21 protein-coding genes and 2 pseudogenes are annotated in these 22,892 nt (G+C 61.7%); 15 read left to right on the top strand and 8 right to left on the bottom strand.

Annotated features, from left to right (window positions below):
* Positions 1–374 precede the first annotated feature (374 nt).
* Positions 375–1,316, top strand: a pseudogene (locus tag NKJ32_RS08365) (DMT family transporter); the annotation flags it as partial.
* Between the two features lie 86 nt (positions 1,317–1,402).
* Here NKJ32_RS08365 and NKJ32_RS08360 read toward each other — a convergent pair.
* The gene (locus NKJ32_RS08360) at positions 1,403–2,509 is read right to left on the bottom strand and encodes an ROK family protein (RefSeq protein WP_352827410.1); all 1,107 of its coding nucleotides are present in this window, start codon (positions 2,507–2,509) and stop codon (positions 1,403–1,405) included.
* On the opposite strand from NKJ32_RS08360, the gene NKJ32_RS08355 reads away from it, so the two are divergent.
* From NKJ32_RS08355 to NKJ32_RS08295, 13 genes are all read left to right on the top strand, one after another.
* Positions 2,442–2,624 carry a hypothetical protein gene (locus tag NKJ32_RS08355; protein WP_352827413.1) on the top strand — a complete coding sequence of 61 codons (183 nt, stop codon included), beginning with the start codon at positions 2,442–2,444 and terminating at the stop codon, positions 2,622–2,624. The two genes, NKJ32_RS08360 and NKJ32_RS08355, sit on opposite strands and share 68 nt — an antisense overlap.
* Positions 2,625–2,742: 118 nt before the next feature.
* Positions 2,743–4,008, top strand: coding sequence for an ABC transporter substrate-binding protein (locus tag NKJ32_RS08350; protein WP_023675509.1), 1,266 nt, complete (start codon positions 2,743–2,745; stop codon positions 4,006–4,008).
* Positions 4,009–4,065: 57 nt separating this feature from the next.
* Positions 4,066–5,004 carry a carbohydrate ABC transporter permease gene (locus tag NKJ32_RS08345; RefSeq protein ID WP_352586669.1) on the top strand — a complete coding sequence of 313 codons (939 nt, stop codon included), beginning with the start codon at positions 4,066–4,068 and terminating at the stop codon, positions 5,002–5,004.
* Positions 4,997–5,899 (top strand): carbohydrate ABC transporter permease, encoded by a 903-nt coding sequence (locus NKJ32_RS08340; protein WP_292660005.1) that lies wholly within the window; start codon positions 4,997–4,999, stop codon positions 5,897–5,899. Before NKJ32_RS08345 ends, NKJ32_RS08340 begins: the two co-directional genes overlap by 8 nt.
* Before the next feature lie 10 nt (positions 5,900–5,909).
* The gene (locus NKJ32_RS08335; protein ID WP_352454145.1) at positions 5,910–7,007 is read left to right on the top strand and encodes an ABC transporter ATP-binding protein; all 1,098 of its coding nucleotides are present in this window, start codon (positions 5,910–5,912) and stop codon (positions 7,005–7,007) included.
* Between the two features lie 4 nt (positions 7,008–7,011).
* Positions 7,012–7,785, top strand: coding sequence for an SDR family NAD(P)-dependent oxidoreductase (locus tag NKJ32_RS08330; protein ID WP_352454144.1), 774 nt, complete (start codon positions 7,012–7,014; stop codon positions 7,783–7,785).
* Positions 7,786–7,822: 37 nt separating this feature from the next.
* Positions 7,823–8,824, top strand: coding sequence for a sugar phosphate isomerase/epimerase family protein (locus NKJ32_RS08325; RefSeq protein WP_352827331.1), 1,002 nt, complete (start codon positions 7,823–7,825; stop codon positions 8,822–8,824).
* Positions 8,821–9,633 carry an SDR family NAD(P)-dependent oxidoreductase gene (locus NKJ32_RS08320; RefSeq protein ID WP_352448128.1) on the top strand — a complete coding sequence of 271 codons (813 nt, stop codon included), beginning with the start codon at positions 8,821–8,823 and terminating at the stop codon, positions 9,631–9,633. The genes NKJ32_RS08325 and NKJ32_RS08320 overlap by 4 nt, the downstream gene beginning before the upstream one ends.
* 200 nt (positions 9,634–9,833) lie before the next feature.
* Positions 9,834–11,081, top strand: a complete 1,248-nt coding sequence (locus NKJ32_RS08315) for an ABC transporter substrate-binding protein (protein ID WP_352827328.1) — start codon at positions 9,834–9,836, stop codon at positions 11,079–11,081.
* A 4-nt stretch (positions 11,082–11,085) separates the two neighbouring features.
* Positions 11,086–12,039, top strand: a complete 954-nt coding sequence (locus NKJ32_RS08310; RefSeq protein WP_023675501.1) for a carbohydrate ABC transporter permease — start codon at positions 11,086–11,088, stop codon at positions 12,037–12,039.
* Between the two features lie 7 nt (positions 12,040–12,046).
* Positions 12,047–12,862: a carbohydrate ABC transporter permease gene (locus tag NKJ32_RS08305; protein ID WP_352568064.1), complete on the top strand. Its 816-nt coding sequence runs from the start codon at positions 12,047–12,049 to the stop codon at positions 12,860–12,862.
* A gap of 22 nt (positions 12,863–12,884) precedes the next feature.
* Positions 12,885–14,219, top strand: a complete 1,335-nt coding sequence (locus tag NKJ32_RS08300) for a sulfatase family protein (protein WP_352697486.1) — start codon at positions 12,885–12,887, stop codon at positions 14,217–14,219.
* Positions 14,220–14,287: 68 nt separating this feature from the next.
* Positions 14,288–15,283 carry a LacI family DNA-binding transcriptional regulator gene (locus NKJ32_RS08295; protein WP_352568066.1) on the top strand — a complete coding sequence of 332 codons (996 nt, stop codon included), beginning with the start codon at positions 14,288–14,290 and terminating at the stop codon, positions 15,281–15,283.
* A gap of 12 nt (positions 15,284–15,295) precedes the next feature.
* Here the strand turns inward: NKJ32_RS08295 and NKJ32_RS08290 are convergent.
* Together NKJ32_RS08290 and NKJ32_RS08285 are read right to left on the bottom strand one after the other, a co-directional pair.
* A pseudogene (locus NKJ32_RS08290) lies at positions 15,296–15,735 on the bottom strand (DUF2267 domain-containing protein).
* A gap of 120 nt (positions 15,736–15,855) precedes the next feature.
* Complete coding sequence (locus NKJ32_RS08285) at positions 15,856–16,170, bottom strand: hypothetical protein (RefSeq protein WP_352697484.1); 315 nt, start codon at positions 16,168–16,170, stop codon at positions 15,856–15,858.
* Between the two features lie 300 nt (positions 16,171–16,470).
* Here NKJ32_RS08285 and NKJ32_RS08280 point away from each other — a divergent pair, with 300 nt between their 5' ends.
* A complete protein-coding gene (locus NKJ32_RS08280; RefSeq protein WP_352568068.1) occupies positions 16,471–16,842 on the top strand; it encodes a VOC family protein in 372 nt (123 codons plus the stop codon).
* A gap of 76 nt (positions 16,843–16,918) precedes the next feature.
* Here NKJ32_RS08280 and NKJ32_RS08275 read toward each other — a convergent pair whose 3' ends face one another.
* From NKJ32_RS08275 to NKJ32_RS08255, 5 genes are all read right to left on the bottom strand, one after another.
* Positions 16,919–18,115: a glycoside hydrolase family 172 protein gene (locus tag NKJ32_RS08275; RefSeq protein WP_352827325.1), complete on the bottom strand. Its 1,197-nt coding sequence runs from the start codon at positions 18,113–18,115 to the stop codon at positions 16,919–16,921.
* Between the two features lie 24 nt (positions 18,116–18,139).
* Entirely contained in the window at positions 18,140–18,982 is an 843-nt protein-coding gene (locus NKJ32_RS08270; protein ID WP_352568070.1) for a carbohydrate ABC transporter permease, read from the bottom strand.
* Entirely contained in the window at positions 18,975–19,901 is a 927-nt protein-coding gene (locus tag NKJ32_RS08265; RefSeq protein WP_352568071.1) for a carbohydrate ABC transporter permease, read from the bottom strand. Before NKJ32_RS08265 ends, NKJ32_RS08270 begins: the two co-directional genes overlap by 8 nt.
* A 21-nt stretch (positions 19,902–19,922) precedes the next feature.
* Complete coding sequence (locus NKJ32_RS08260) at positions 19,923–21,278, bottom strand: ABC transporter substrate-binding protein (protein ID WP_352539309.1); 1,356 nt, start codon at positions 21,276–21,278, stop codon at positions 19,923–19,925.
* Positions 21,279–21,351: 73 nt separating this feature from the next.
* Positions 21,352–22,356: a LacI family DNA-binding transcriptional regulator gene (locus NKJ32_RS08255; protein WP_352690525.1), complete on the bottom strand. Its 1,005-nt coding sequence runs from the start codon at positions 22,354–22,356 to the stop codon at positions 21,352–21,354.
* Between the last annotated feature and the right edge of the window lie 536 nt (positions 22,357–22,892).

Raw genomic sequence — 22,892 nt, 5'->3', positions numbered from 1 at the left:
GTCGCGCTCTTTGTGCAAACGGAAGTCAGTGGCTTATTCTTCCAATTGCTTCGAAACAGCGGCGCTCGTAATCCGAGGGCCAGGAATTCGCGACAGATCTGCGCTCGGTAGAAATATGGCGCGAGAAGATTGTGGCAACCGCGCGAATATCTGTCGCGCAATATAAATCTCACATTTGTATCGCGCGAAATCGGTACGGCTTGCGCTTTTCGGTATCGAGTTGCTCATGGGCCAACATGCGTTCGAATGGAAGGAGACCGTGAACGGCGGGACCCACAATGACCCACCGATTGCACCAGCTGGTGAAACAGCTGTTGTTGCTGCTTAGCAAGACGCCGCAAATCTGCTAAAGTCTGCGGTGGGAGGAGACGGATATCCAATCGCTGCCGATAGCACATCCAAGTGTAGCGAAGGCGACACCCGGCGCATCACTTCCGCTCGCCTATTCCCTCGCGACGCTCTGCTGGCTCCTGTCGGCCGGCGTCTATATCGCCGCCAAGTGGGTTGCCCCCGAGATGCCGCCTTGGGCGCTCTGCTTCTGGCGGCTGACGCTCGCGTGCGCGATCCTGCTGCCTATCGTCCATCGTCATCACGGGGCGATGCTCGTGCTGATCCAATCCCGGGTGATCGAGGTGCTGGTCATCGGCACTATCGGGCTAACCTTGTGTCAGGGCATGATCTACACGGGCCTCAACTACACCAACGCGACAACCGCCGGCATCATCATGGCGCTGTCGCCGATCATGACCATGGTGCTTGCCCGCTTCGTGCTCGGCGAGCCCCTCGGTATCTGGAAAGCGCTTGGAGCGCTGGTCGCTCTGGCCGGGATGGTGGTGATCGTGGCGCGCGGCGACCTTGCCGCGCTGATGCAGCTGCAGTTCAATCCCGGCGAGTTGTGGATCGTCGGCAGCGCGTTTTGTTGGGGCCTCTACACCGTGCTGCTGCGTCGCGCCAAATTCGCTATCGAGCTTCTGCCGATGGTGGTCCTGCTGCTGGGAGCCGGCGCGCTGGCCGCACTGCCCTTCTATCTCTGGGAATTGTTTTCCGGGGATCGTTCGGCGCTGCATGCGAACGGCCTTCTGGCTCTCGCCTATGTTGCCGGCCCCGGCGGCGCTCTGATGTACTATCTCTACAACCGTAGCGTCGAGACGCTTGGTGCGGGGCGCGCCAGCATGCTGCTCTATCTCCAGACCGCCTTCGTCGCCGTTCTCGCTTATCTGGTCCTTGGCGAAAGCTTGCACGACTACGATCTCGCCGGCGCCGCCTTTATCATCGCCGGCCTGCTGCTCGCCACCGCGATCAAGCCGAGGCAGCGCACGGTGCGTGTCGCGTACGCAAACATCAGTTCCGCTGCTTCGGCGAGCAGCTCGCAAAATCAGAGCGCCACCCGAAGCAAGCCGGGTCACTGAAGCCGGCTGTTGTGGCGCAGCACGAGGCCGACCGCGCCGAGCAATGCATCGTTCTCCGTGTGCTTGCCAACGATTATCCGCGTGCGCAGCGCAGGCGCCACATCGCGGGACTTGATGAGCGTGTGGCGTTCATATGATGCGATCAGTGGCGCCAGGAGAATGTCGCCCGCCAAGGCCATGCGGCCGCTGATGATGATGAGCGGCGGATTGAGAACCGAACCGATCAGGCCAAGGCCACGGCCGGCGAACTCGGCGGTGTCCTCGATCATCCGCAGCGCCCTCACGTCGCCCTCCTCGGCCATCATGATCACGTCGTCCATCGTGACCGGCCGCCGCACGATGCGCGAAATCTGCTCGAGCGGTCCGGCAAAGCTGGCATAGAGCTCCAGGCATCCTCGATTGCCGCACCGGCAAAGGTCGCCGCCGGGATCGATGCTAATGTGCCCGAATTCGCCGGCGCCGCCGGCGATGCCGCTCACCAGCCGACCGTGCTGGACAATGGCCCCGCCGACGCCCAGATCGACCTTGAACAGCACGAAATCGTCCTGGCCGACGGCAGCACCCCACATCAGCTCGGCAATGGCCGAGCAGTTGCTCTCATTGTCGGCGAAGATCGGCTGTTCAAGGACCGGCCCGAACACATCGCGGATGTTGACCCCGGCCCAGGTCGGAACGATACTCGCGCGCAGCACCACTCCTTCGCGGCTGACTGGGCCCGAGACGGAGACCCCAACCCCCAGGAGCCCCGCCATCGGCAGACCGTTCTCTTCGTAGCATCGGGCAATTACTGACTTGGCGAGCTGGGCCGCCTGTTGCGGCTGGTAGTCCAGACCCATGGGGATAGTTTGTTCGGCAACGAAAGAATGCGAGACGTCAGCGACGACACACCGCATCTCGTCGAGGCCCAGATGGATGCCGACGCAGGTGCCCGCAGCGGGATTGAGCGTCAATGTCGTGGCAGGCCTGCCGATACCCCTCGCCGCGTCATGATGGGCCGAGGATTCGATCACCATCCCAGATTTTCTCAAGCCGTTGAGCGCGGTTGAAACCGTCGACCGCGCCAAACCGGTAATGCGGGTAATTTGCGACGCAGAAAGCACGCCGCGCTCGCGCAAGCATCGGACGATCAGGCTCTCCGGCGACGCGGACGGCCTGTCGATCAGCCAATTTCTAAGCGAAGGTTTGTTCATGATGGGCACAAAGCACGTTGACTGATAGCCCAAATATGTCATCTTGGAAAGAACGGAGATTACTGAATCTCGCCGGCCACGACCTCAAATCGCGGGCCACAAGCGGTCGATACGAACCGTGCATCACATATGGGAGTGAAACGATGAAATACCTGAGGACGGCCTTTGCGGCCGCTACCGCCTTCACCTTGATTACCGGAACAGCCCTCGCGGAGCCGAAGACCAACCTCTTGCATCAATGGGCCACCGGATCGGACGCCCAGGCTATCGCCAAGCTCGGCGAGATGTTTACCGCCAAGGGTGGCACCTGGCAGCAGACCTCCATCGCAGGCCATACGGCCAATACCCTGGCCAAACTGCGTGCTGATGTGATCGCCGGCAACGCACCTCCCGCTGTGCAGCTCAAAGGCCCCGAGATCGCCGAATGGAACGAGACGGGCATGACAGCCAATCTCGACGACCTGGCGAAGGCGGAAAATTGGGAGAAGGTCGTCGCTCCCGAATTGCTGCCGGTGATGAAGCCGACCGGGAATTGGGTGGCCGCGCCGATGAACATCCACCGCATCAACTGGCTGTGGGCATCGCCGAAGGTCATGAAGGACGCGGGCGTCACCGAGATGCCGAAGACATGGGCGGAATTCAACGCCGCCTGCGACAAGATCGTGGCCAGCGGCAAGATCTGCATTTCGCACTCGACCGCCGACTGGACCGACTCGACCGTCTTCGAAGTGGTCGTGTACGGTCAGGACCTCGATCTCTACAAGAAAGCTTTCGTCGAGGGCGACGTCGATGCCATGCGCAGCGACGGCATGGTCAAGGCCTTCGAGCAGTTTCGCACCATGACCTCGAAGTACATGGACCCCGGCATGAACGGGCGTGACTGGGATACCATGTCGCATCTCGTCGGCCGCGGCGAGGCCGCCTTCCACATCATGGGCGACTGGACGATCGGCCTGCTGACGGCCGGCGGCTTCAAGGAGGGCACCGACTATGTCTGCGCCCAGGCGCCGACCGATTGGGGCAAGCCCGGTTTCATCTTGAATTCAGACTCGGTCGTGTTCTTCAAGCAGAAGGATCCGGACTATATCGAGGGACAGAAGCTGCTTGCCAGCATCATCCTGTCGCCCGAATTCCAGACCATTTTCAATCAGACCAAAGGGTCCATTCCGGCCCGCCTCGACGTCGATCTTTCGAACGGCTTCAATCCCTGCCAGCAGCTCTCGCAAAAGGATCTGCAAGCCTCGATCGCCGCCGGCACGCTCGTGCGTTCGATGGCGCACAACATGACGGTTCCGCAAAAGGTCCGCGGCGCAATAATGGATAGCATCACGGAGTTTGTAGCAACGCCGGATATGAGTGCGCAGGACGCGGCCAATGCGATGGCGGATGCGGCCGAAGCGCAGAAGTGACGCTGCCGATGATGGCCGGGGGCGAAGCTCCCGGCCAGACCTCGCCGGAGCAGCCCGATGTCCACCCATGATCTGATTGTACCAGCCGCAGCTGCCGCGGCCCCTCCGTGGCGCGAGCGCCTGGGCACGATGGTGCCCATTCTGGTGCTGGCGCCGTCGATAGCGGCGAGTTTCATCTATGTTTTCGTCTTCACGCTCTGGACGCTCTACATCTCGCTGTCCAATTCGTCGCTGTTGCCGACCTATGGGTTCGTCGGCCTGGACAATTACGCTTCGCTCTGGGCAAACCGGCGCTGGAACATCGCCTATACCAATCTCTTCCTGTTCAGCGGCTTCTATATCGTTGGCTCGATGGCCGTTGGCCTGCTGCTCGCGATCGCGATCGACCAGCGCGTCCGCGGCGAGGCGGTTTGGCGCACCATCTTTCTCTACCCGTTGGCGGTGTCCTTCATCGTCACCGGTACGGTGTGGAGTTGGCTCTATAATCCTGTCGACGGTATCCAGGCCTTCGTTCGCGGGCTTGGCTGGACCGACTTCAGCTTCGCCCTGACGGCCAACCGCAACACTGCGATCTATGCGGTGATCATAACCGGTATCTGGCAGTCGTCCGGCTTCGCAATGGCACTTTTCCTGGCCGGTCTGCGGTCGGTCGATCCGGATCTCGTCAAAGCCGCGCAAATCGACGGCGCGTCGGTTTTCCGGACCTATCGGAGGGTCATCCTGCCAACCATCGCTCCGATATTCCTGGCGGTGGCGGTCATTCAGATACAATTCGCCATCAAGACCTTCGACCTGGTGGCGGCGTTGACGCGAGGCGGCCCAGGTGTGTCCACCACCTTCCCCGCCATCTATGTCTACGACCTGATGTTCCAGCGCGGCCAAATCGGCGAGGGTGCCGCCGCGGCGATGATGATGCTCGCGGCGGTCGCGGTGGTGCTGGTGCCGTACTCCTTGTGGATCGTCTGGCGCCGGCGGGCGGAGGGCCGCAATGGCTGAAATTGCCCCTAATGCCCGTTTTGATCCGGAAGAAGCCGCTGCCACGCGCCGGCATTTCTGGAGTCGCTTCCTTGTCTATGCCGTGCTGACGCTTTTCGCGGTCGTCTATCTCGTGCCATTGCTGGTGGTGATCTTCAACTCATTGCGCGAGCAGTCGGAGATTGCCCGCAACGGCCTCATCTCCGTACCGCGCAGCTTCCGGTTCGATGCGTGGGCGCAGGCCTGGGGATCCTACTGCGTCAGCGGTACCTGCGAGGGCATGAAGCGCAATTTCTTCAACTCGCTGGCGATGACGATCCCCGCCACCATCATCTCGACCATTCTCGGCGCCATGAACGGCTACATCCTCTCCAAATGGCGCTTCAGGGGTTCCGAACTGATCTTCAATCTGATGCTGCTCGGCGTATTCATGCCCGGCCAGATTTCGTTGATGCCGTGGGCGTTCCTGCTCGGCAAGCTCGGCCTGACCAATTCCACATACGGGCTGGTGTTGATCCACGTCGTCCAGGGCATCTCGTTCACCACCCTGTTCTGCCGCAATTTCTACGTCAGCATACCGGACGACCTGATCAAGGCGGCACGCATCGACGGCGCCGGCTTCTGGCGGATCTTCCGCAAGATCATCCTGCCCCTGTCGCCGCCGATTCTGATTGTCACCGTCATCTGGCAGTTCACCGGCATCTGGAACGAGTATTTGTTCGGCGTCGTCTTCACATCGGGCCAGCAGCAGCCGATTACGGCGGCGTTGGTCGCGCTCACGGCCGGCGGCACGACCGCGCGTGCTTACGATGTGATGAGCGCAGCCGTGCTGATCGGCGCGTTGCCTCCGCTGCTGATCTATCTGTTTGGTGGAAAATACTTCGTGCGCGGCCTCACCCAGGGCGCCATAAAATGAGGCGTCGCCGATGTCCGCGTTGATGATCCGCAACCTTCACAAGAGCTACGGCTCGCTCGAGATTCTTGCCGGCATCGATCTCGAGGCTAAGACCGGAGAATTCGTCGCCCTTGTCGGCCCGTCGGGTTGCGGCAAGTCAACCTTGCTCGCCATGATCGCCGGACTGGAAACCGTCACGTCGGGCGAGATATGGATCGGCGACCGGCTGGTGAACTCGGTGCAACCCAAGGACCGCGATATTGCGATGGTGTTCCAGTCATACGCCCTCTATCCCACCATGACGGTGCGCCAGAACATCACCTTCGGCATGGAGAGCCGCGGCGTGCCAAAAGCGGCGCAGGCGGAAGCTGTCCAGCGGGTTGCCGCACTCCTGCAGATCGAACAGCTGCTTAAACGCAAGCCCGGCCAGCTCTCGGGGGGCCAGCGGCAGCGCGTTGCGATGGGGCGTGCCCTCGTGCGCGACCCGAAGCTGTTTTTGTTCGACGAGCCCTTGTCCAACCTCGACGCCAAGCTGCGCGTCGACATGCGTACCGAAATCAAGAAGCTTCACCATCGCGTCGGCAAGACCACGGTGTATGTCACCCACGATCAGGTCGAGGCGATGACGCTTGCATCCCGCATTGCGGTGATGAACCAGGGCTCGGTACAGCAGTTCGACACGCCGAAGCGGATCTACGACCGGCCGACCAACATGTTCGTTGCCGGTTTCATGGGATCGCCGGCGATGAATTTCATTCCCGCCCGGCTTACGGGCTCGACCAGCATCTCGGTACGCGCCGCTGACGGCAGCGACGCCAGCCTCGCCCTTGCCGCGCCGATGCCCGCCGGTGCGCCACAGGACGTCGTGCTCGGTATCCGGCCGGAACACATCTACCGTTTCACGACCGATCTGAAGTCGCGCAAACCTGCTGTGGCGTCCATGCAGGCGCCGGTCGAATTGGTCGAGCCTACCGGGGCCGAGACGCTTGCCGTGCTCAGGCTGGGTGACCTGGAGATCACCGGCCGTTTCGAGCCGGATGACGCTCCCGTCATGGGCGAGACGATAACGCTCGGCATCGACATGTCGCGTGCCTGTCTGTTCGATCCAACAACCAAGGCGCTTCTGTAGTTTGATGTCCGTACAATTCGCGACTTATCCGAGCTTGACCGATCGGGTCGTGCTGATCTCCGGCGGCGCCTCCGGCATTGGCGCCGATATGGTCCGCGCCTTCGTGGCGAACGGCGCCCGGATAGCCTTTCTCGATGTGCAGGACGAACCAGCGGAGGCGTTGGTGCGCGAGCTCGCTGGTGCCGCCGGGCAGGCTCCGTTATATCTCCATTGCGATGTGACCGACGTCGATGCGCTAAAGGCGTCGGTAGCAGGCGTGCGCGCGCGGCTTGGTCCGGTCGCCGTCCTGGTGAATAACGCAGCCAATGATCAGCGCCATCCCATCGACGCGGTAACGGCCGACTATTGGGACCGCAGCTTCGACGTCAATCTGAGGCATCACTTCTTCGCCGCGCAGGCAGTGCATCCGCATATGAAGGAACTCGGCTTCGGCTCGATCATAAACTTCTCCTCCATTGCCTGGCGGTTCGGAGCGGACCAGATGGTGGCCTATGCCACCGCCAAGGGGGCCGTGGTGGCGCTGACGCGTGCGTTGGCGCGGTCGTTCGGACCGGATAACATCCGCGTCAATGCGATCGAACCCGGCGCCGTCATGACCGAGCGGCAGCGCGAGCTGTGGTTCAAGACGCAGGAGGCAGTCGACCAGACGGTGCAGCGGCAATTGATTCGCCGCGTCCTGCTGGGCGAGGAGATTGCACGCACCGTGCTCTTCCTGGCGGCCGACGACAGCCGCATGATCACCAAACAGTCCATAACCGTCGATGCCGGTCTGCGCTAGTGACGCCTCTCCGCTCTCCATTGGAACCGCCAAGCTGATGTTTCGTCTCGGCCTCAACCCTTACGGACTGACCTACTATCTCGGCCTGCAGGGCCGCGGCACGCCGCGGCACAATCCGGACGGCGTGGGGCTGGAAGGCTTCATCACGCTGGCGCAGGAACTGGGCGCACGCACGCTCGAGATCTACGAACCCTGGTTGACCGACTTGACTGACGCCGAAATCGTCGCCCTGCGCAGGCGTCTTGCCGCGCTGGACATCGTCCCGGTGGTGAGCGGCGGACTTCTAGTGGCAGGTCCGCTGGACAACGCCTTTCGGGCTGCGCGCCTGCTCGAGGCGACGACGATCCGTATCGCACTGACGCCTGTCCTGTGCGGCGACCGCAATGCGTGGGGTCCGAAATGGAGCGAGTTCAACGCAACGATTCGCGCTGCCTTGACGGAATGGGGGCCGCGTGCGGCGGCCGAGGGACGCGTGCTCGGCATCGAGAACCATCAGGACTTCGGCAGCGACGAACTGGTTGCGTTCTGCGAACTCGGCGGGCCGGGTGTCGGCATCACCTACGACACCGGCAACACCTTTCCTGTCGGCGAGGCGCCGCTTGCCTTCACGCGCCGGATCGCGCCCCATGTCCGCCACGTTCACCTCAAGGACTATCGCGTCCAGTTCACGGATGAGGGCTACCGCCTGGTCCGCTGCGCGATCGGCGACGGCGCCGCGCCTTTCGCCGAACTGGCAGCCATCCTTGGCGAGCACCACGACACGCTGACGGCGGTGCTTGAGCCCGGCGCGCTGGAGGCCCGTCACGTTCGCTGTCTCACCGACGACTGGTGGAACGGATATGCGCCGAAGACCGCCCGCGAATTCGCGGCCTGCCTGAGTGCTGCGCGCCTGAACCGCCTTGCGGACGACGCCGACTACCGCACGCCATGGGAGCGCGATGATGACGGTGCGCTCGTTTCGTACGAGCTCGACATGATCCGGCGCAGCGCCGCCAACATGATGAAATTCGATTTCATTGCAATGGAGAAATCAGCATGACTGCCCGAGAACTCAGCGGCCTGACCGCCTTCGTCACCGGCTCGGGACGCGGCCTCGGCCGCGTGATGGCCGACCGCTTGGCCGAACTTGGCGCAAACGTCGCGGTCCACGACCTCGATTGGGCCCGGCCATCTCAATATGGCGAATTCGCGGACCTCGGCGACTCTGCCAGGGGCTTGGAGAAGCATGGGACGCGCATCACCGCGGTCACCGGCAACATCGGCGACAAGCAAGCTGTCGCGGAAATGAAGAGGAAGATCGAGGCGGAGCTCGGCGACGTGCACGTCTTGGTAAACTGCGCCGGCGGCGACATCGGCGCCAAGGGCGTCAAGCCCAATCCCAACAACGCACTGGACATCGACTACGAAGACATCAAGGTTCTAACCGAGAACAACCTCATCGGCACGATGCTGGTCTGCCAGGCGTTCGTTCCGCCGATGGTCAAGCGTGGCTCAGGCTCGGTGATCAACATCGCCTCGGCGGCAGCGCATATCGGATGCTCGCCCGAGGTGGTCTACTCGACGCTCAAGGCGGCTGTCGTCCATTATACGCGCTGCCTCGCCAAGGAACTGATCGACGATGGCGTACGCGTCAATGCGGTGAGCCCCGGCGCCACCAAGACGGCACGGTTCCAGGCGAGCCGTGTGGTCGATCCGCAGCGCATGGATTCGAGCAAGAAATCGCTGAACCGGTATGCGGAGCCTGAAGAGATCGCCGAAGCGGTGGCCTTCCTCGCCGGTCCGCGCGCGCGCTTCATCAACGGGCAGGTAATCCGCGTCGATGGCGGTTTCACGATCTTTCCAGGTTAGGCCGCGATCGTCCATACCGGGTACCGGAAGCAACTTCGCCATCGCGCGCTGTAGATAGCTCCGCCCGAGTTCGGCCAGAACTATGCACTGCATTACAGTCGGAGCTTGACAAAAACTGCGGTATAGCGGGTATATTAATCGAATAATATGACGCCAGCCATTGTGAGGAAGGCGGGTGGCAAACCAGGGAGGAGACCAAGATGAGCCGCTACAAGTCAGTCGGATTCCTGCACGGCATGGTTTTGGGCGTGGCCCTGACGACCGCGACTGCGGCCCATGCCGAGACCTTGACGCTCTATTGGAACGCCGGCCACGCCTATCAAGCTTATGCCGATGCAATAGCGAAGTTCGAGGCCGATCATACCGGATGGTCGGTGCAGTGGGAGAAATTCCAGTGGCCGGATATGCGCACCAAGCTGGTGGCGGATTTTGCGGCGAAGAACGCGCCCGATCTCGTCGCCGAACCCGGCGGCTGGGTGCAGGAATTTGGCCAGCGGAATCTGCTGCGGCCGCTGAACGACTTCATCCAACAAGACGGCAAGGCGATCGGCTATCCCGACGACTGGCAAGCCTATTCCGTCGAGCGCAACAAACTCGGCGACCAGTACTATGGCGTCCAGATCCACCTCACCTGCGCCACCCTCGTGTACAACGTCGATATGCTTAAGCAGGCGGGCTTCGACGCGCCGCCTGCGACCTGGGAGGAGTTCCTGAAGGTTGCCAAGGCGACGACGACCGGCGCCCGCTTCGGCTTCGCTCCCAACCCCAGCATCGGATATTATTCGTCGTGGCTACTGCAGAACGGCGTAAGCTATTACGATCCCAAGACAAACAAGGTCAATCTCGACAGTCCTGAGGCGATCGAAGCGATCCAGTTCCTCGCCGACCTGATCCACAAGGAAAAAGCAGCGACCAAGCCGGCGGCGGGTGCTGACTATGAGGGTCCGCAAAAGCTGTTCACGGCCAACCGGGTCGCAATGATCATAACCGGTCCGTGGGACGTGAAGCCGATCCGCTCGGGCAACCCGAAGCTCAACTGGGCGGTTGCGCCATCACTCAAGCACAAGGTGCAGGCGACGTTCGCGGGCGGCGTCAGCGTGATGATCCCTAAGGACGCCAAGCACCCGAAGGAGGCCTGGGAGTTGTTGAAGCGGCTCGTCGCGCTCGACACGGAACTGGCGGCTACCAAGGAAGCGGGCATGACGATGCCGCGCAAATCCTGGGCCGAAAACGCCGAGGTTCAGGCCGATCCGGTCATCGGCAGCTTCAGCAAATGCCTGCCTTACGCGCAAGACGTCACCGCCGAGCTGCGCCTCACCGGCAAGCACGCGCGAATCGAGAAGCTTCTGCAAAGTGCGCTCGAGGATATCATCTACAATCAGAAGCCAGCAGCCGAGATTATGCCGAAATTCGCGGCCGAGGCCAACGTCATCCTGGCCAACAACTAGGCCGATGTTTATCAGCGGCAGCACCGATACGGCCGATACGGACATTCGCGTCGGCGCGATGCCGACCCGGCGAGCTGCCCGCTTCAGCCGGCGCACCAGACAAACGCTTCTCGCTTACCTGCTGCTGTCGCCAGCAATCCTCTATTTCTCGGTCTATTTCTTCTATCCGATAGGACTGGAGTTTTGGGCGAGCCTGTACAGCGGCCAGCCGCTGATCGGCGAGAGCCGATTCGCCGGACTGGACAACTACGTTGCTGCCCTCGGCGACGCGCGCGTTCGGCAGTCGCTCTTCGTGACGCTGGCCTTCGCGATAGGCGTCACCGCGGCCAGCATCGCCATTGGCCTCGGACTGGCGGTCGTGCTCAACCGGCCGATCCCGGGGCGCACTCTGATCCGCGCAATCATCTTCTTTCCCTACATCACCTCCTTCGTGATCGTCGCGTTGATGTGGCAGGCAATTCTCGATCCCTACACTGGCATCTTGAACAGCTTCCTTGCCGAGCTTGGGCTGCCGACCCAGAATTGGCTCGGCGACACCTCGACCGCGCTGCCGACCCTCATCGCCATCACGGTGTGGAAGGATGTCGGCTATGCCATGCTGATCTACCTCTCCGCGTTGCAGTCGATCCCGTCCGACTTCTACGATGCCGCATCCATCGACGGCGCCACGCCGACGCAGCAATTCCGCTATCTGACCTGGCCGTTGTTGACGCCGACCACGCTGTTCATCGCGGTCGTCAGCACGATCAGCCAGCTACAGGAGCTGGCGCCGGCCTACCTGATAACCAAGGGCGGACCGGCCGACGCGACGCGGTTCTTCAGCCTGCACGTGTTCGAGGCAGCCTTCTTCGAGCTCAACATCGGCTACGCCTCGGCGCTGTCTTTCCTGATGTTCCTGCTGATCCTGGCCATCACCTTCGTTCAGTTCCGCCTGCTCAACCGCGAAACCACCTATTGAGATTGGCATGACATTCGCAAAAACGCTCCCGTCCTACCTACTGCTGCTCTTCTGCGTGGCGCTGTCGATCTTTCCGTTCCTTTACATGCTTTCGCTGTCGCTGCAGAGCGATGCCGACGTCTTCAGCGGCATTCCGATTCTGATCCCCGAGACGTGGCAATTCACGAATTACATCGACATCTGGCAAAAGGCGCCGTTCGCGCGTTTCACGCTCAACAGCTTCATCATCGCCGGCGGGATTACCTTCCTCCATCTGATCTTCGATCCGTTGATCGGCTACGTCTTCGCGAAAATGGAATTCGCCGGTAAGCGCGTCATGTTTGTCGCGGTGCTGTCGACGCTGATGATCCCATTCTTCATCCGCATGATCCCGCTCTATGTGCTCACCGCGCGGATGGGATGGCTCAACACCTATCGGGGCCTTATCCTTCCATTCGCCATGAGCGCCTACGGAATCTTCCTGATGCGGCAGTTCATCCGTCCGATTCCCGACGAGTTGCTTGACGCTGCACGGATGGACGGCTGCTCGGAACTCGGCCTTTACTGGCGCATCGTGCTGCCGCAGGTCCGTCCGGCACTGGCGACGCTGGCCCTCCTCACCTTCGTGTTCCAGTGGAACGAATTCCTCTGGCCGCTGGTCGCCGTCAACACCACCGAAATGCGGCCGATCACGACGGGACTGACGCTTTTCAACCAGGAATTCTTCACCCAGTGGAACCTGACGGCGACGGGCGGGATCATTCTCTTCATCCCGAGCCTGCTGCTGTTCCTCTTCACGCAGCGCTACTTCGTCCGCAGCGTGATGCTGGCAGGCATGAAATGACCATTCGGAGTTATTGCATCCCATGACGTCTCGCCGACCGAACGTGATCGTCTTCTTCACCGACCAGCAGCGTTGGGACACCGTTGGCGTCCATGGCAATCCGCTCGAGCTTACGCCAAATTTCGATCGCCTCGCCGGGACCGGCACGTTCGTGGCGAATTCGTTTACCTGCCAGCCCGTTTGCGGCCCCGCCCGCTCCGTCTTCCAGACGGGGCGGTACCCGACCATCACCGGCTGCTACCGCAACGACATCCCACTGCCGAAGAGCGAGCGCACGCTCGCGCACCATTTCGCCGCAGCAGGTTATGACACCGCCTATATCGGCAAATGGCACCTGGGGTCCGCCGAGCCGGTCACCCAGGAAGAACGCGGCGGCTATCGCTACTGGCTGGCCTCCAACATCCTGGAGTTCACTTCCGGCCCCTTCGACACCGTCGTCCACGACAATGACGGCAAGGCGGTGAAGCTGCCGGGATACCGCGTCGATGCCCTCACCGACGCTGCAATCCGCTATGTCGCATCGAGGGAAGACGAGCCGTTCTTCCTATTCCTGTCCTTCCTCGAGCCGCATCACCAGAACCAGACGGACAACTACCCTGCCCCGCTCGGATACGAGGACAGGATCCGCAAGAAGCTCGCCATTCCCGGCGATCTCGCCGCACTTGGCGGCACGACAGCGGAACATTTCCCCGGCTATCTGGGCATGGTCGCACGCCTCGACGAGGCGTTTGGACGGCTGGTCGAGGCGCTCTACAGCCTTGGCCGGCTTGACGACACGATCATCCTCTTCACCTCCGACCATGGCTGTCACTTCAAGACCCGCAACAACGAATACAAGCGTTCCTGTCATGAGGCGTCGATCCGCGTGCCGACGCTATTCCACGGCCCCGGCTTCCAGCGCATCGGCACATATGAAGGCCTGGTCAGCCTCGTCGATCTCGCGCCGACCCTGCTCGCCGCGGCCGGCCTGAAAGTGCCCAATTCGATGCAGGGCGTCTCGCTGCTCGACGCACTGCAGGGCGAACGGCCGTCGCGCGACGAGATATTCATTCAAATCAGCGAGCACCATGTCGGCCGCGCGTTGCGCACCAGACGGTGGAAATATGAGGTCGAGGCGCCGGGAAAAGACGGCTGGCGGGATTCCGGCAGCGATTTCTATGTCGAGGCGAGGCTCTACGACCTCGATGGCGATCCGAACGAGCTAACCAATCTCATAGCTTCGCCCGATCACGCAGAGACGCGTGCATGGCTGCGAGGCCGCATCGTGGCCCTGATGGAGGAGGCCGGCGAGGCAAGGCCCGAGATCCTTGCCGCCGGGTATGGAAGCTGGAATGAAATCCGGCTGAGCGACAGCTGATCATGTCACGTCGCGCAGCGGATCCAACAATGCACGAGAGAAGTTCCGATCGCAGAAAGGCGCCGACCATGGCCGATGTCGCCCGGCGCGCCAATGTATCGACCGCTGCCGTGTCGTACCTGCTCAGCGGCGACAGCACGCGCCTGAAGTTCGTCGGCAAGGAGGCGCGGCAGCGCATCCTCGAGGCCGTCGCTGAGCTCAACTACGTGCAAAACCGCACCGCGCGGCAGCTGCGCCGCCAGCAGGCCGAGCGAATCTGCCTTGTACTGCCTCGTCTCGGCGTGCCGTTCAGCGACCGGATCGCGCAGGATATCCAATCTGCAGCGGCGCTGAGGGGATTTTCGACAATTATCACCGCGGGAGACGCCTTCGAGCGAACCGACCGGATCGTGAGGGAAATCGAGAGCGGGCTGGCAGACGGCATTATCGCCGACTGGCAGCATCTCTCCGAGCCCGAGGTGATGCTCTTGGCCGCGCGCCTGGCGGCCGCGGGCCGGCCAGCGGTGATCTTCCATCCGACCATCGAGCCGGCAGGCTTCTCGGTTGTGCGCCAGCATACCGGCAGGGCCGTCTTCGAGGCTCTCGACTACCTCTACGGAGCCGGCCATCGCTGCATCGCCTATATGGTGCATGAGCAAGCGGTGGACGCGAGCCGTCTCGCCGCCTATCGCAGCTTCCTGCAAGCACGCGCCCTTCCGCTGCGAGACGACCTGGTGATCGGCGGTGCAGAGGCGCGCAAGGCTGCGTTTGCCAATGCTACGGCGCTGGCCGCCCGCAAGGATCGGCCGACCGCGCTTTTCGTCGAATCCGATTTTGCCGCCGTGACCGCCCTGCACGCATTCGAGGAGGCCGGCCTCTCCGTGCCCGGCGACATTGCCGTCATCGGCTGCGGCAATATCGACGAGGGCGAATTCAGTCATCCGGCATTGACGACAATCGGCCCCGAAACTGCCCACTACGACCATCTTGCCGATCATCTGATCTCATTGATCTCAGCAACACCGGGCGCAATACCTACCCTTTTCAGCGTTTCGTGGCAGTTGGTCCGTCGCGCGTCCGCATGAGCAGGATCGCCGCTATTTGACGCCCACGCTTTCAGGCCAGAGGACCTGGATTTCCTTTGGCAGCGCATCCCGCACCTTTGCCGACTGGCCAAGGTCGATATGCCGTGCAAGCACACGCAGCACTGAGCGTGCCGCATCCTCGGGATCGACAGGACGAGTCGATTTCAATTCATCGGCGATGTGTTGCAGGAACTTCTCGAGCGAGCGTGTCTTGTCGGGCATGTCGGCGGGCCGATAGCGATCATAGTAGGCGCCGCGCACTAGCAGCGGCAGTTCCGCTCCCAAGTTGGCCCCAGTCCGATCTGCAGCCTGTCGCGAAGGGTTCGCAGAACGGCGCCCAATGTATGCCAGGCGACGTGTCGATCCGGACCAAGATCCGCCATGATCTCGTCAAGCCAGATGTTTGTTATTTGCAGCGTTTTGTCAAAAACGTCCAAGCCGGTTGCGCTCATCGTCGCCTCCTCGAAAGGTTCTGCGGGCGAAACGGCGACCGGAGATTATTGTTTCGTGGTCCTGTGAAAATCGTCCTGGCAAAGCGGCGGAAACCGGTTCGGTCGAAGAGCCTGTCGGCGTCAGGTCTGCTCTACACTCTGCATCTGCTGGATTTCGGCGATCTGTCGGAAGCGGCCGTTTTCCACCCCGTTGAGTGCAGTCACAGCGGCCAGATTGTCGCCCTTTTCATCCCACCGCACCGGCTCGCGATAGGCGATTCCCTTGAAACGGATATCGCGCACCGCCGCCAGAACGTCGCGCCGGCTCGGATATCCCTTGGATACAGTGCTGGCGTCTTTGATCGCGGCAAGGAGAAGGCAGGCCGAATCGTAGGCATTCACGGCATAATTGCGCTTCGGCTTCGCCTCGCCAGCTTCGGCGAGCGTCGCTTCCAAGCAATCCCTTCGCGCGTCAACGACGCCCGTTCAACCTTCCCACAGTTGTATTCGGCGCCCTGCGTTCCGATCATTAAAGTCGTCCTTGCTGATCCGAAAGGTGGTTGTCCTCCGCCTAACTGAGCTTGTGCTCATCGGTTCCGAACGCCGTCTCAGCAATGAGACCAGTCCTCACGTTGCCCGAGCCCGGGTATCTCTTGACTGACTGAGCGGCCCGCGCCGACAATGGCATTGGGAAGATGGCGGGATGGCGCCACGGTGTTCGGCACCACTTGGCGATCAAGCTGCGAAAGGGCTGTCATGGATTGGAAGCTGGAACTAGTCCCGGTCCCCGTATCGGACGTCGATAGAGCAATTGCCTTTTATGTTGGGAAGGTCGGCTTTCATCTCGATCACGACCACACCGTAAGCGACGAGATACGTTTCGTGCAATTGACGCCGCCCGGTTCGGCCTGTTCGATTGCCATGGGCAAGGGCCTCGTCGACAGCCCCGCGGGATCCATAAGGGGCCTGCAACTGGTCGTGCCCGATGTCGATGAGGCACACCGGTACCTGGCCGCTCAAGGTATCGAGGTCAGCGATATCAAGGATTTTCCCTGGGGCAGATTTGTCTTCTTTGAGGATCCCGACGGCAACACCTGGTCTGTCCAGCAACTTCCACCTCGCAGCTGAGGTGGCGCGCTGCGGCAGTGTCGTGCCCCGACGCAGATAGCGCGGGATGCACGGTTCAATTCGAACGCATCCCGGCCTAACGCCTCTTCTCGTCGAAGGCGGCATTCCAATTGTGATAAGGCGCGCGATAGGTGGGGATGCGGTCCTCGACATCGGCAAGCGCTTCGAACGGCTTGTGCGGTTCGGCCTGATACCAGAAGGCGACCGACGAAATGTCGTCCGAGCGGCGATTGGCGTGACCGTGCTCGATGGTCACCCGGATCCGTTTGTGGAAGATGACCGGGTCCTCTATGTGCCAGCGATAGAGCGTAACCGGCTCGGTCCAGTTCGGCCCGCCGGCGGCGATGATGCCGTGATAGGGCGCGCTGTAGTCCTGTGTCGGGCACCATGCCGTATTGAAATAATCTTCCGTGCCGGTGCCGTGCAGCGTCGGCGGCCAGGCATCGTTGGCGCCGGGGCCGGTCTCGCCGCGATCGTCGATCAGTTCGGCCTTCGGTCCGATGCGCGGATCGGGCTTGCGCACTGTATCCGGCACGGAAATGCCCGGCTCGCCATCGACGAAGATCATGTCGTCGCCCTCGCCATACCAGTCCCATAGTGCGGAACGCCGCCGCGAATAGACGGAATAGAGCACGCCGACATAGTGGCCATGACCTTCCGCCTCCAGGATGGTGTAGTTGCCGTTCCCGTCGGTGTTTTCCCCGCCAAACAGGACCTGCTCGTTGGCCAGCCCCGTCTCGTCTATGCCATCAGGTCGCTGCTGCCTGTATTGGGCGTGGAAGCGGCCCAGGGCTTCCTCGAGTTCCTCATGCAGTTCGAGATCGACATAGTAATAGAAAAGCAGGTCGTCCTCAGCCTCATTGGTGACGGTGAAGCGCATGTGGCTGGCAAACGGCATCGGAAAGTAGCAGTTGAAGGCCTTGCCATCCTCGGGACTTGCCTGCACCGGCAGGCTGGCAAAATTGCGCGTGCGGGCGTGGCCCATGCCGAAGAAATCGCCGATCGGCGTTTCGATGCTCGGATGTGCCTCACCATCCCAATAGGCGCGCAATACGATCTTGCGCAGGAACGCCTCGCTCTCGCAGGCGAGCGTCGCCCAGATATGCGTGACGATGCCGGCACCGTCATGCTCGGCAATCACCACCGTCTGGCCGGGTTCAATGTGCAGCCGGTCGTCATTGCCGCCGGTGCGGTCGTAGCTTGAGAACCGGCGGGTTTTGGCGTCGCGCAATTTGGCGAGCCCGCGAAGCGGCGACAAGCCGGCATTATCCATGTGTTTCTCCTCTTGCTTCAGCGGTTATTTCAGGCCGCTTGTCTTGATCGATTCCATGATCTGGCGTTGGAAGATCACGAAAAGAACCAGCATCGGCACGGCTACGATGGTCGAAGCGGCCATGACGTAGTTCCAGGCGGCGGCGTACTGGCTCTTGAAGTTCGCAATGGCTACCTGCACCACCCAGAGATCGAGGTCCGATGTGATCGTCAACGGCCACAGGAAAGCATTCCAGTTGGCGAGGAAGAACAGGATCGCCAGTGCCGACAGGATCGGCCGGCTGAGCGGCAGGATGATGCTCCAATAGATGCGCCAGTAGCCGGCACCATCCATGATCGCCGCTTCTTCCAGTTCCCTGGGCAGCGACAGGTAGTATTGCCTGAGCAGAAAGATGCCGAACGCGTTGAAGATCGCCGGAATGATCAGCCCGGCATAGCTGTCCAGCATGTGCAGCATCCGCGTCAGGATGAACAGCGGCACGATGATGACCGGCAGCGACACCAGGAAGGTCGAGAACATGGCAAGGAACAGCGTGTCGCGGCCCGGAAAACGGAGCCGTGCGAGCGAATAGCCGGCCATCGAATGGAAGAACAGCGCGGCGACCGTCACCGTCGCCGACACGAAGAACGAATTGAAGAGATAGCGCAGGAACGGCACCTCGGTCAGCACATAGAGGAAATTGCCGAGCGTCGGGCGTTCCGGAATGAGGCTCGGCGTGAAGACGTCGCTCGCCGGCTTGAGCGAGATGATCAGCATCCAGACAAGCGGGAATACCGTCATCAGGCCAAGTGCGGCGGTTGCCAGCATCCAGGCAAGTCTCGCCGCTCGTATCTGCGAACGGCCGGAAGGAGTTCGGCCGTCAGTCATGCTCGAAGCGTCCGCCGCGCGTCAGCACGAAGAAGAAGACCGTGACCAGCATCAGCGCCAGCACCAGCAGCGATGCCATTGCCGATGCATAGCCGAACGCGCCGAACTGGAATGCCTGCTTGTAGATATAGATGATCAGCACCGAGGTCGAATTGACCGGACCGCCTTTGGTCATCACATAGATCAGGTCGAAGACCTGGCCGCCGGCGACAGCCGCGACGAGCGAGACCAGGAGGACGAAGAAGCTGGTCGGCTTGAGCAAGGGCAAAGTAATGTACCAGAAGCTCGTCACCGGCCCGGCACCGTCGATCTTTGCAGCTTCGTAGTACTCTGCCGGGATGTCCTGGAGCCCGCCGAGGAAGATCAGCATGTAGAAACCCATCAGGAACCAGACGCTGACCAGCACCAGCGTGAACAGCGCCAGATTTGGATCGCCGAGCAGCGAAATTCCGCCGAGGCCGACGAGCGGCGCCAGCCGGCTGACGATGCCGACCTTTTCGACCAGCATGAGCTGCCACACGAGCGCCACCACGACCAGGCTGACCATCTGCGGCGCAAAGAACATCGAGCGCATGACCGCGTTGAAGCGGTTGGTCTTCTGCACCAGAAGCGCCAGTCCCAGTCCGGCGACGTAGAGCGCCGGCACCAGCATGACGGCATAGGCTACCGTCACCTTCACCGACGACCAGAACAGCGGGTCGCCCCACATGCGCCTGTAATTGACGAACCCGACGAACCTGTAGCCGCCGAAGCCGTTGACCTCGAAAAACCCGACGGCGAGCGACAGCAGCATCGGCACGCCGACGAACACCAGCAAGCCGAGCGCATCGGGCAGGACGAACAGCCATGCGGCGTAGCGCTCCCTTTGCTTGGCGGTGAGGCCGCGGGCGGAATTCGCGCCCGCGGCTGGCGGTTTCATCTGATCCATGCTGGAAAGGGCCTAAAGGATCGGCGCGCCGGAATAGGAAGCGAGGAACGCATCGAGTTGCTGACTGGCCGTCGTCGCCGCCTGCTGGGCATCAACCCCGCCAAGCTGTGCCGACTGGATGGCGTCGGAGATGATCTTGTAGGCCTCCGGCGGAACCCGCGGCTCGGCGCGCGTCCCCGGATGGATCTCCTTGGCGAAGGTGCCGAACTTGCCGGTGCTGAAGACATCGGCGCCGGCCTTCAGCGCGCTGTTGCGCGGCGGCATGTCGCTCTTGGCGACAGTGCACCAGTTGACGACCCGGTCGATCGATGCCGGATCCATTGAGGCCAGCGCCCAGGCGCAGAACTGGGCGGAAGCATCCGGGTTCTTGCCTCCGGCATTGGCGACAAAGGCCCAGCCACCGCCGACGGTGACGTATTTGCCATTGGCCGGTGTCGGCAATTTGAAGATGCCGTAGGGCACGTCCTTGGCGTTGTTGTCCATCGCCGAAATGCCCCAGATGCCGCAGTTCTGCATGGCGCACAGCCCTGCCCCGAGATTGGCGACTATGTCGAAGCCGCCGCCGACCACCTGACGCGGCGCCACGCCGGTATTGATGGCATCCTGCCAGAGTTTCAGCGCCTGGACGGTGGCCGGCGAATCGAAGGCGCTCTTGCCGTCCTTGCCCTGGAATTCGCCGCCGCCCTGCCACAGGAACGGATACCAGGTGAAGTTCTGGTAATAGCCGGGAGTCGTTTCGAACAGCACGCCGTAGCGACTGGGCGTCGTCAGCTTTTTGGCGACCGCCAACAGCTCGTCCCAGGTCTTCGGCACGTCGTTCTCGTTGAGCTTTGCATCCTCGAACGCTTTGACCGAATAGTAGAAGGCCATCGGCTCGACTTCCATCGGCACACCGTAGATCTTGCCGTCCACCATGCGGTTGGCGATGACGCTTTCCGGGAAATCGGCTTTGGCGGCATCCTCGATATGCGGCGTCAGGTCGGCAAGTACGCCGCCATTGTAATAACGCAGGAAATCGCCGGGGCTGATGAGGAAGATGTCAGGGCCCTCGCCCGACGCGAAGGCCGTTGCCAGCTTGGAACCGGAGATGTATTCGCTGTTGACGACATATTCGAGCTCGACCTTCTGGTCGTGGCCGTCGTTCCAGTCGGCCACCAGCTTCTCGAACCACTGGACCTGCGGCTTCACGTCTCCCCCAGGCGCATAGAACTGCCAGAATTTCAGCGGCGCTTCCTGAGCGCGCACGGCCATCCTGTTGATGAACGGGAAGCCTGTGAGGCCGGCGGCAGCGAAAGTGGCGCCGCCCTGGATCAGCCGACGGCGGTTCAGGCTGGCCAATGGCCGGTCGCGGGTCGTTTTGTCAGTCATCAATTCCTCCCTTGGATGTTGTTCGGTCGAACGTTGGCGAAGGGACCTCCGTTCCCTTTGCCGGCACCTGGCGTCACGCGCTGTCGAATGGGCTCAACACGCATGGGATCACTTCGGTGCGCGGCGCGCCCTCGACTTTGCCACCCAGCCGTTCGAGCAGCATTTGCGTGGCGCGCTTGGCAAGCATTGTCGGACTGTTGCCGACACGGGTCAGCTTCGGCCTGACATATTCCAGTTGAGGCAGGTCATCGAAGACTGCGATGGCGATATCCTGAGGGATATTGATCCCATGGTCGTAGAATTCGGTCAGCGCACCGGAGGCCATCAGATAATTGGCGAAGAACATCGCCGACGGCAGGTTTCCGCCGTGCTTCTCCCTGAGCCAGGTGACCGCTTCCCGCCCTGACGGGGCAAGATAGCTTCCCTCGAACCGCAGATCGGCGGAGATTGGCACGCCATTGTCGGCGAGCCCTTTTTCGAAGCCGGCGGCACGCGCCATCGCCTCCTTGAAAAAGGCTGGCCCGGTGACATGGGCGACGCGGCGATGGCCCCTCTTCGCCAGATACTCGCCCATCAGATAGCCGCCGCCGAAATCGTCCAGCTGGACGCTGTCGACAGCATGGTTCGGCAGATGGCCGATGAAGACGGCGGGCAGATCGAGGCTGAGCAGTTCGCTGTGCATGCCGTGCAGCGCGAAGTCGGCAACGATGACGCCGTCGACCCGCTTGCGCCCTATCTGGCGCAAATACTCGCGGCCGTGATCCTGTGAATGTCCGCCCGGCACGTCGGTGTTGAAGATCAGCATGTCGAGGCCGACCACTTCGAGCGTCGACTGCGCCGTTTTCACCAGCTCCGGATAGAACGGGTTGCGGATGTCCGGGATCAGCATCGCGATGATGTTGGTGCGGCCGGTGCGCAGGCTTTGCGCCTGCGGGTTCGGCGTGTAGCCGAGTTCGTCGATCGCCGCTTGTACGCGCTCACGTAGCGATTTCGATACCCGGTCCGCATGGTTGATGACATGCGACACGGTCGTGCGCGACACGCCCGCTCGCGTGGCAACTTTGGAAATCGTGCTCATGGTGACAAGTTATGGGCACATGAATGCATTTGCAAATCGATTTTACCAATGTCTCGCAAATTAGGGCCGTCAGGCGGATTACACAAATGCCAAAAGAAAAGGCCGGGTTGTTAAGCCCGGCCAAGTGTGAAGGTCTATAACCTCCAGAGGGGAACGCGCCGGACGCAATGGGAGGAGACATCCGACGCAATTCGCATATGGGTCTGTATTGGTGGCGTTTCAACGATGCGGCAGTAGACCAACGGCGTTGCTGCCATAGAGCCAGAAACGCAAAGCATTCGAAGAGGGCGGTGGATCGCAGCTGCCAGTTGGACACAAAGGTCGCCGAATGCAGGGCGGCTCCTGGCATAGGGACTTCAGTCTGTAGGCCTATCGACCAAGGACCCGCACGGCCAAACTTTGGTCCGAGGCTGCTATCGCAAAAGCCCGAAATGCGAGAGTTTCAGGAACTGAGTTCCGAGGAGCCCCGTTGCGATGCCGACTGTTACAGGAGGCCGCCATGGACCCGAGCATTCACCAGGCACGTTGGCTGCTTT

The sequence above is a fragment of the Mesorhizobium sp. M0159 genome (assembly GCF_040322295.1).
Taxonomy (GTDB): domain Bacteria; phylum Pseudomonadota; class Alphaproteobacteria; order Rhizobiales; family Rhizobiaceae; genus Mesorhizobium.
The sequence above is the reverse complement of the archived record's forward strand: the minus strand, read 5'-3'. Positions and strand labels throughout refer to the sequence as shown.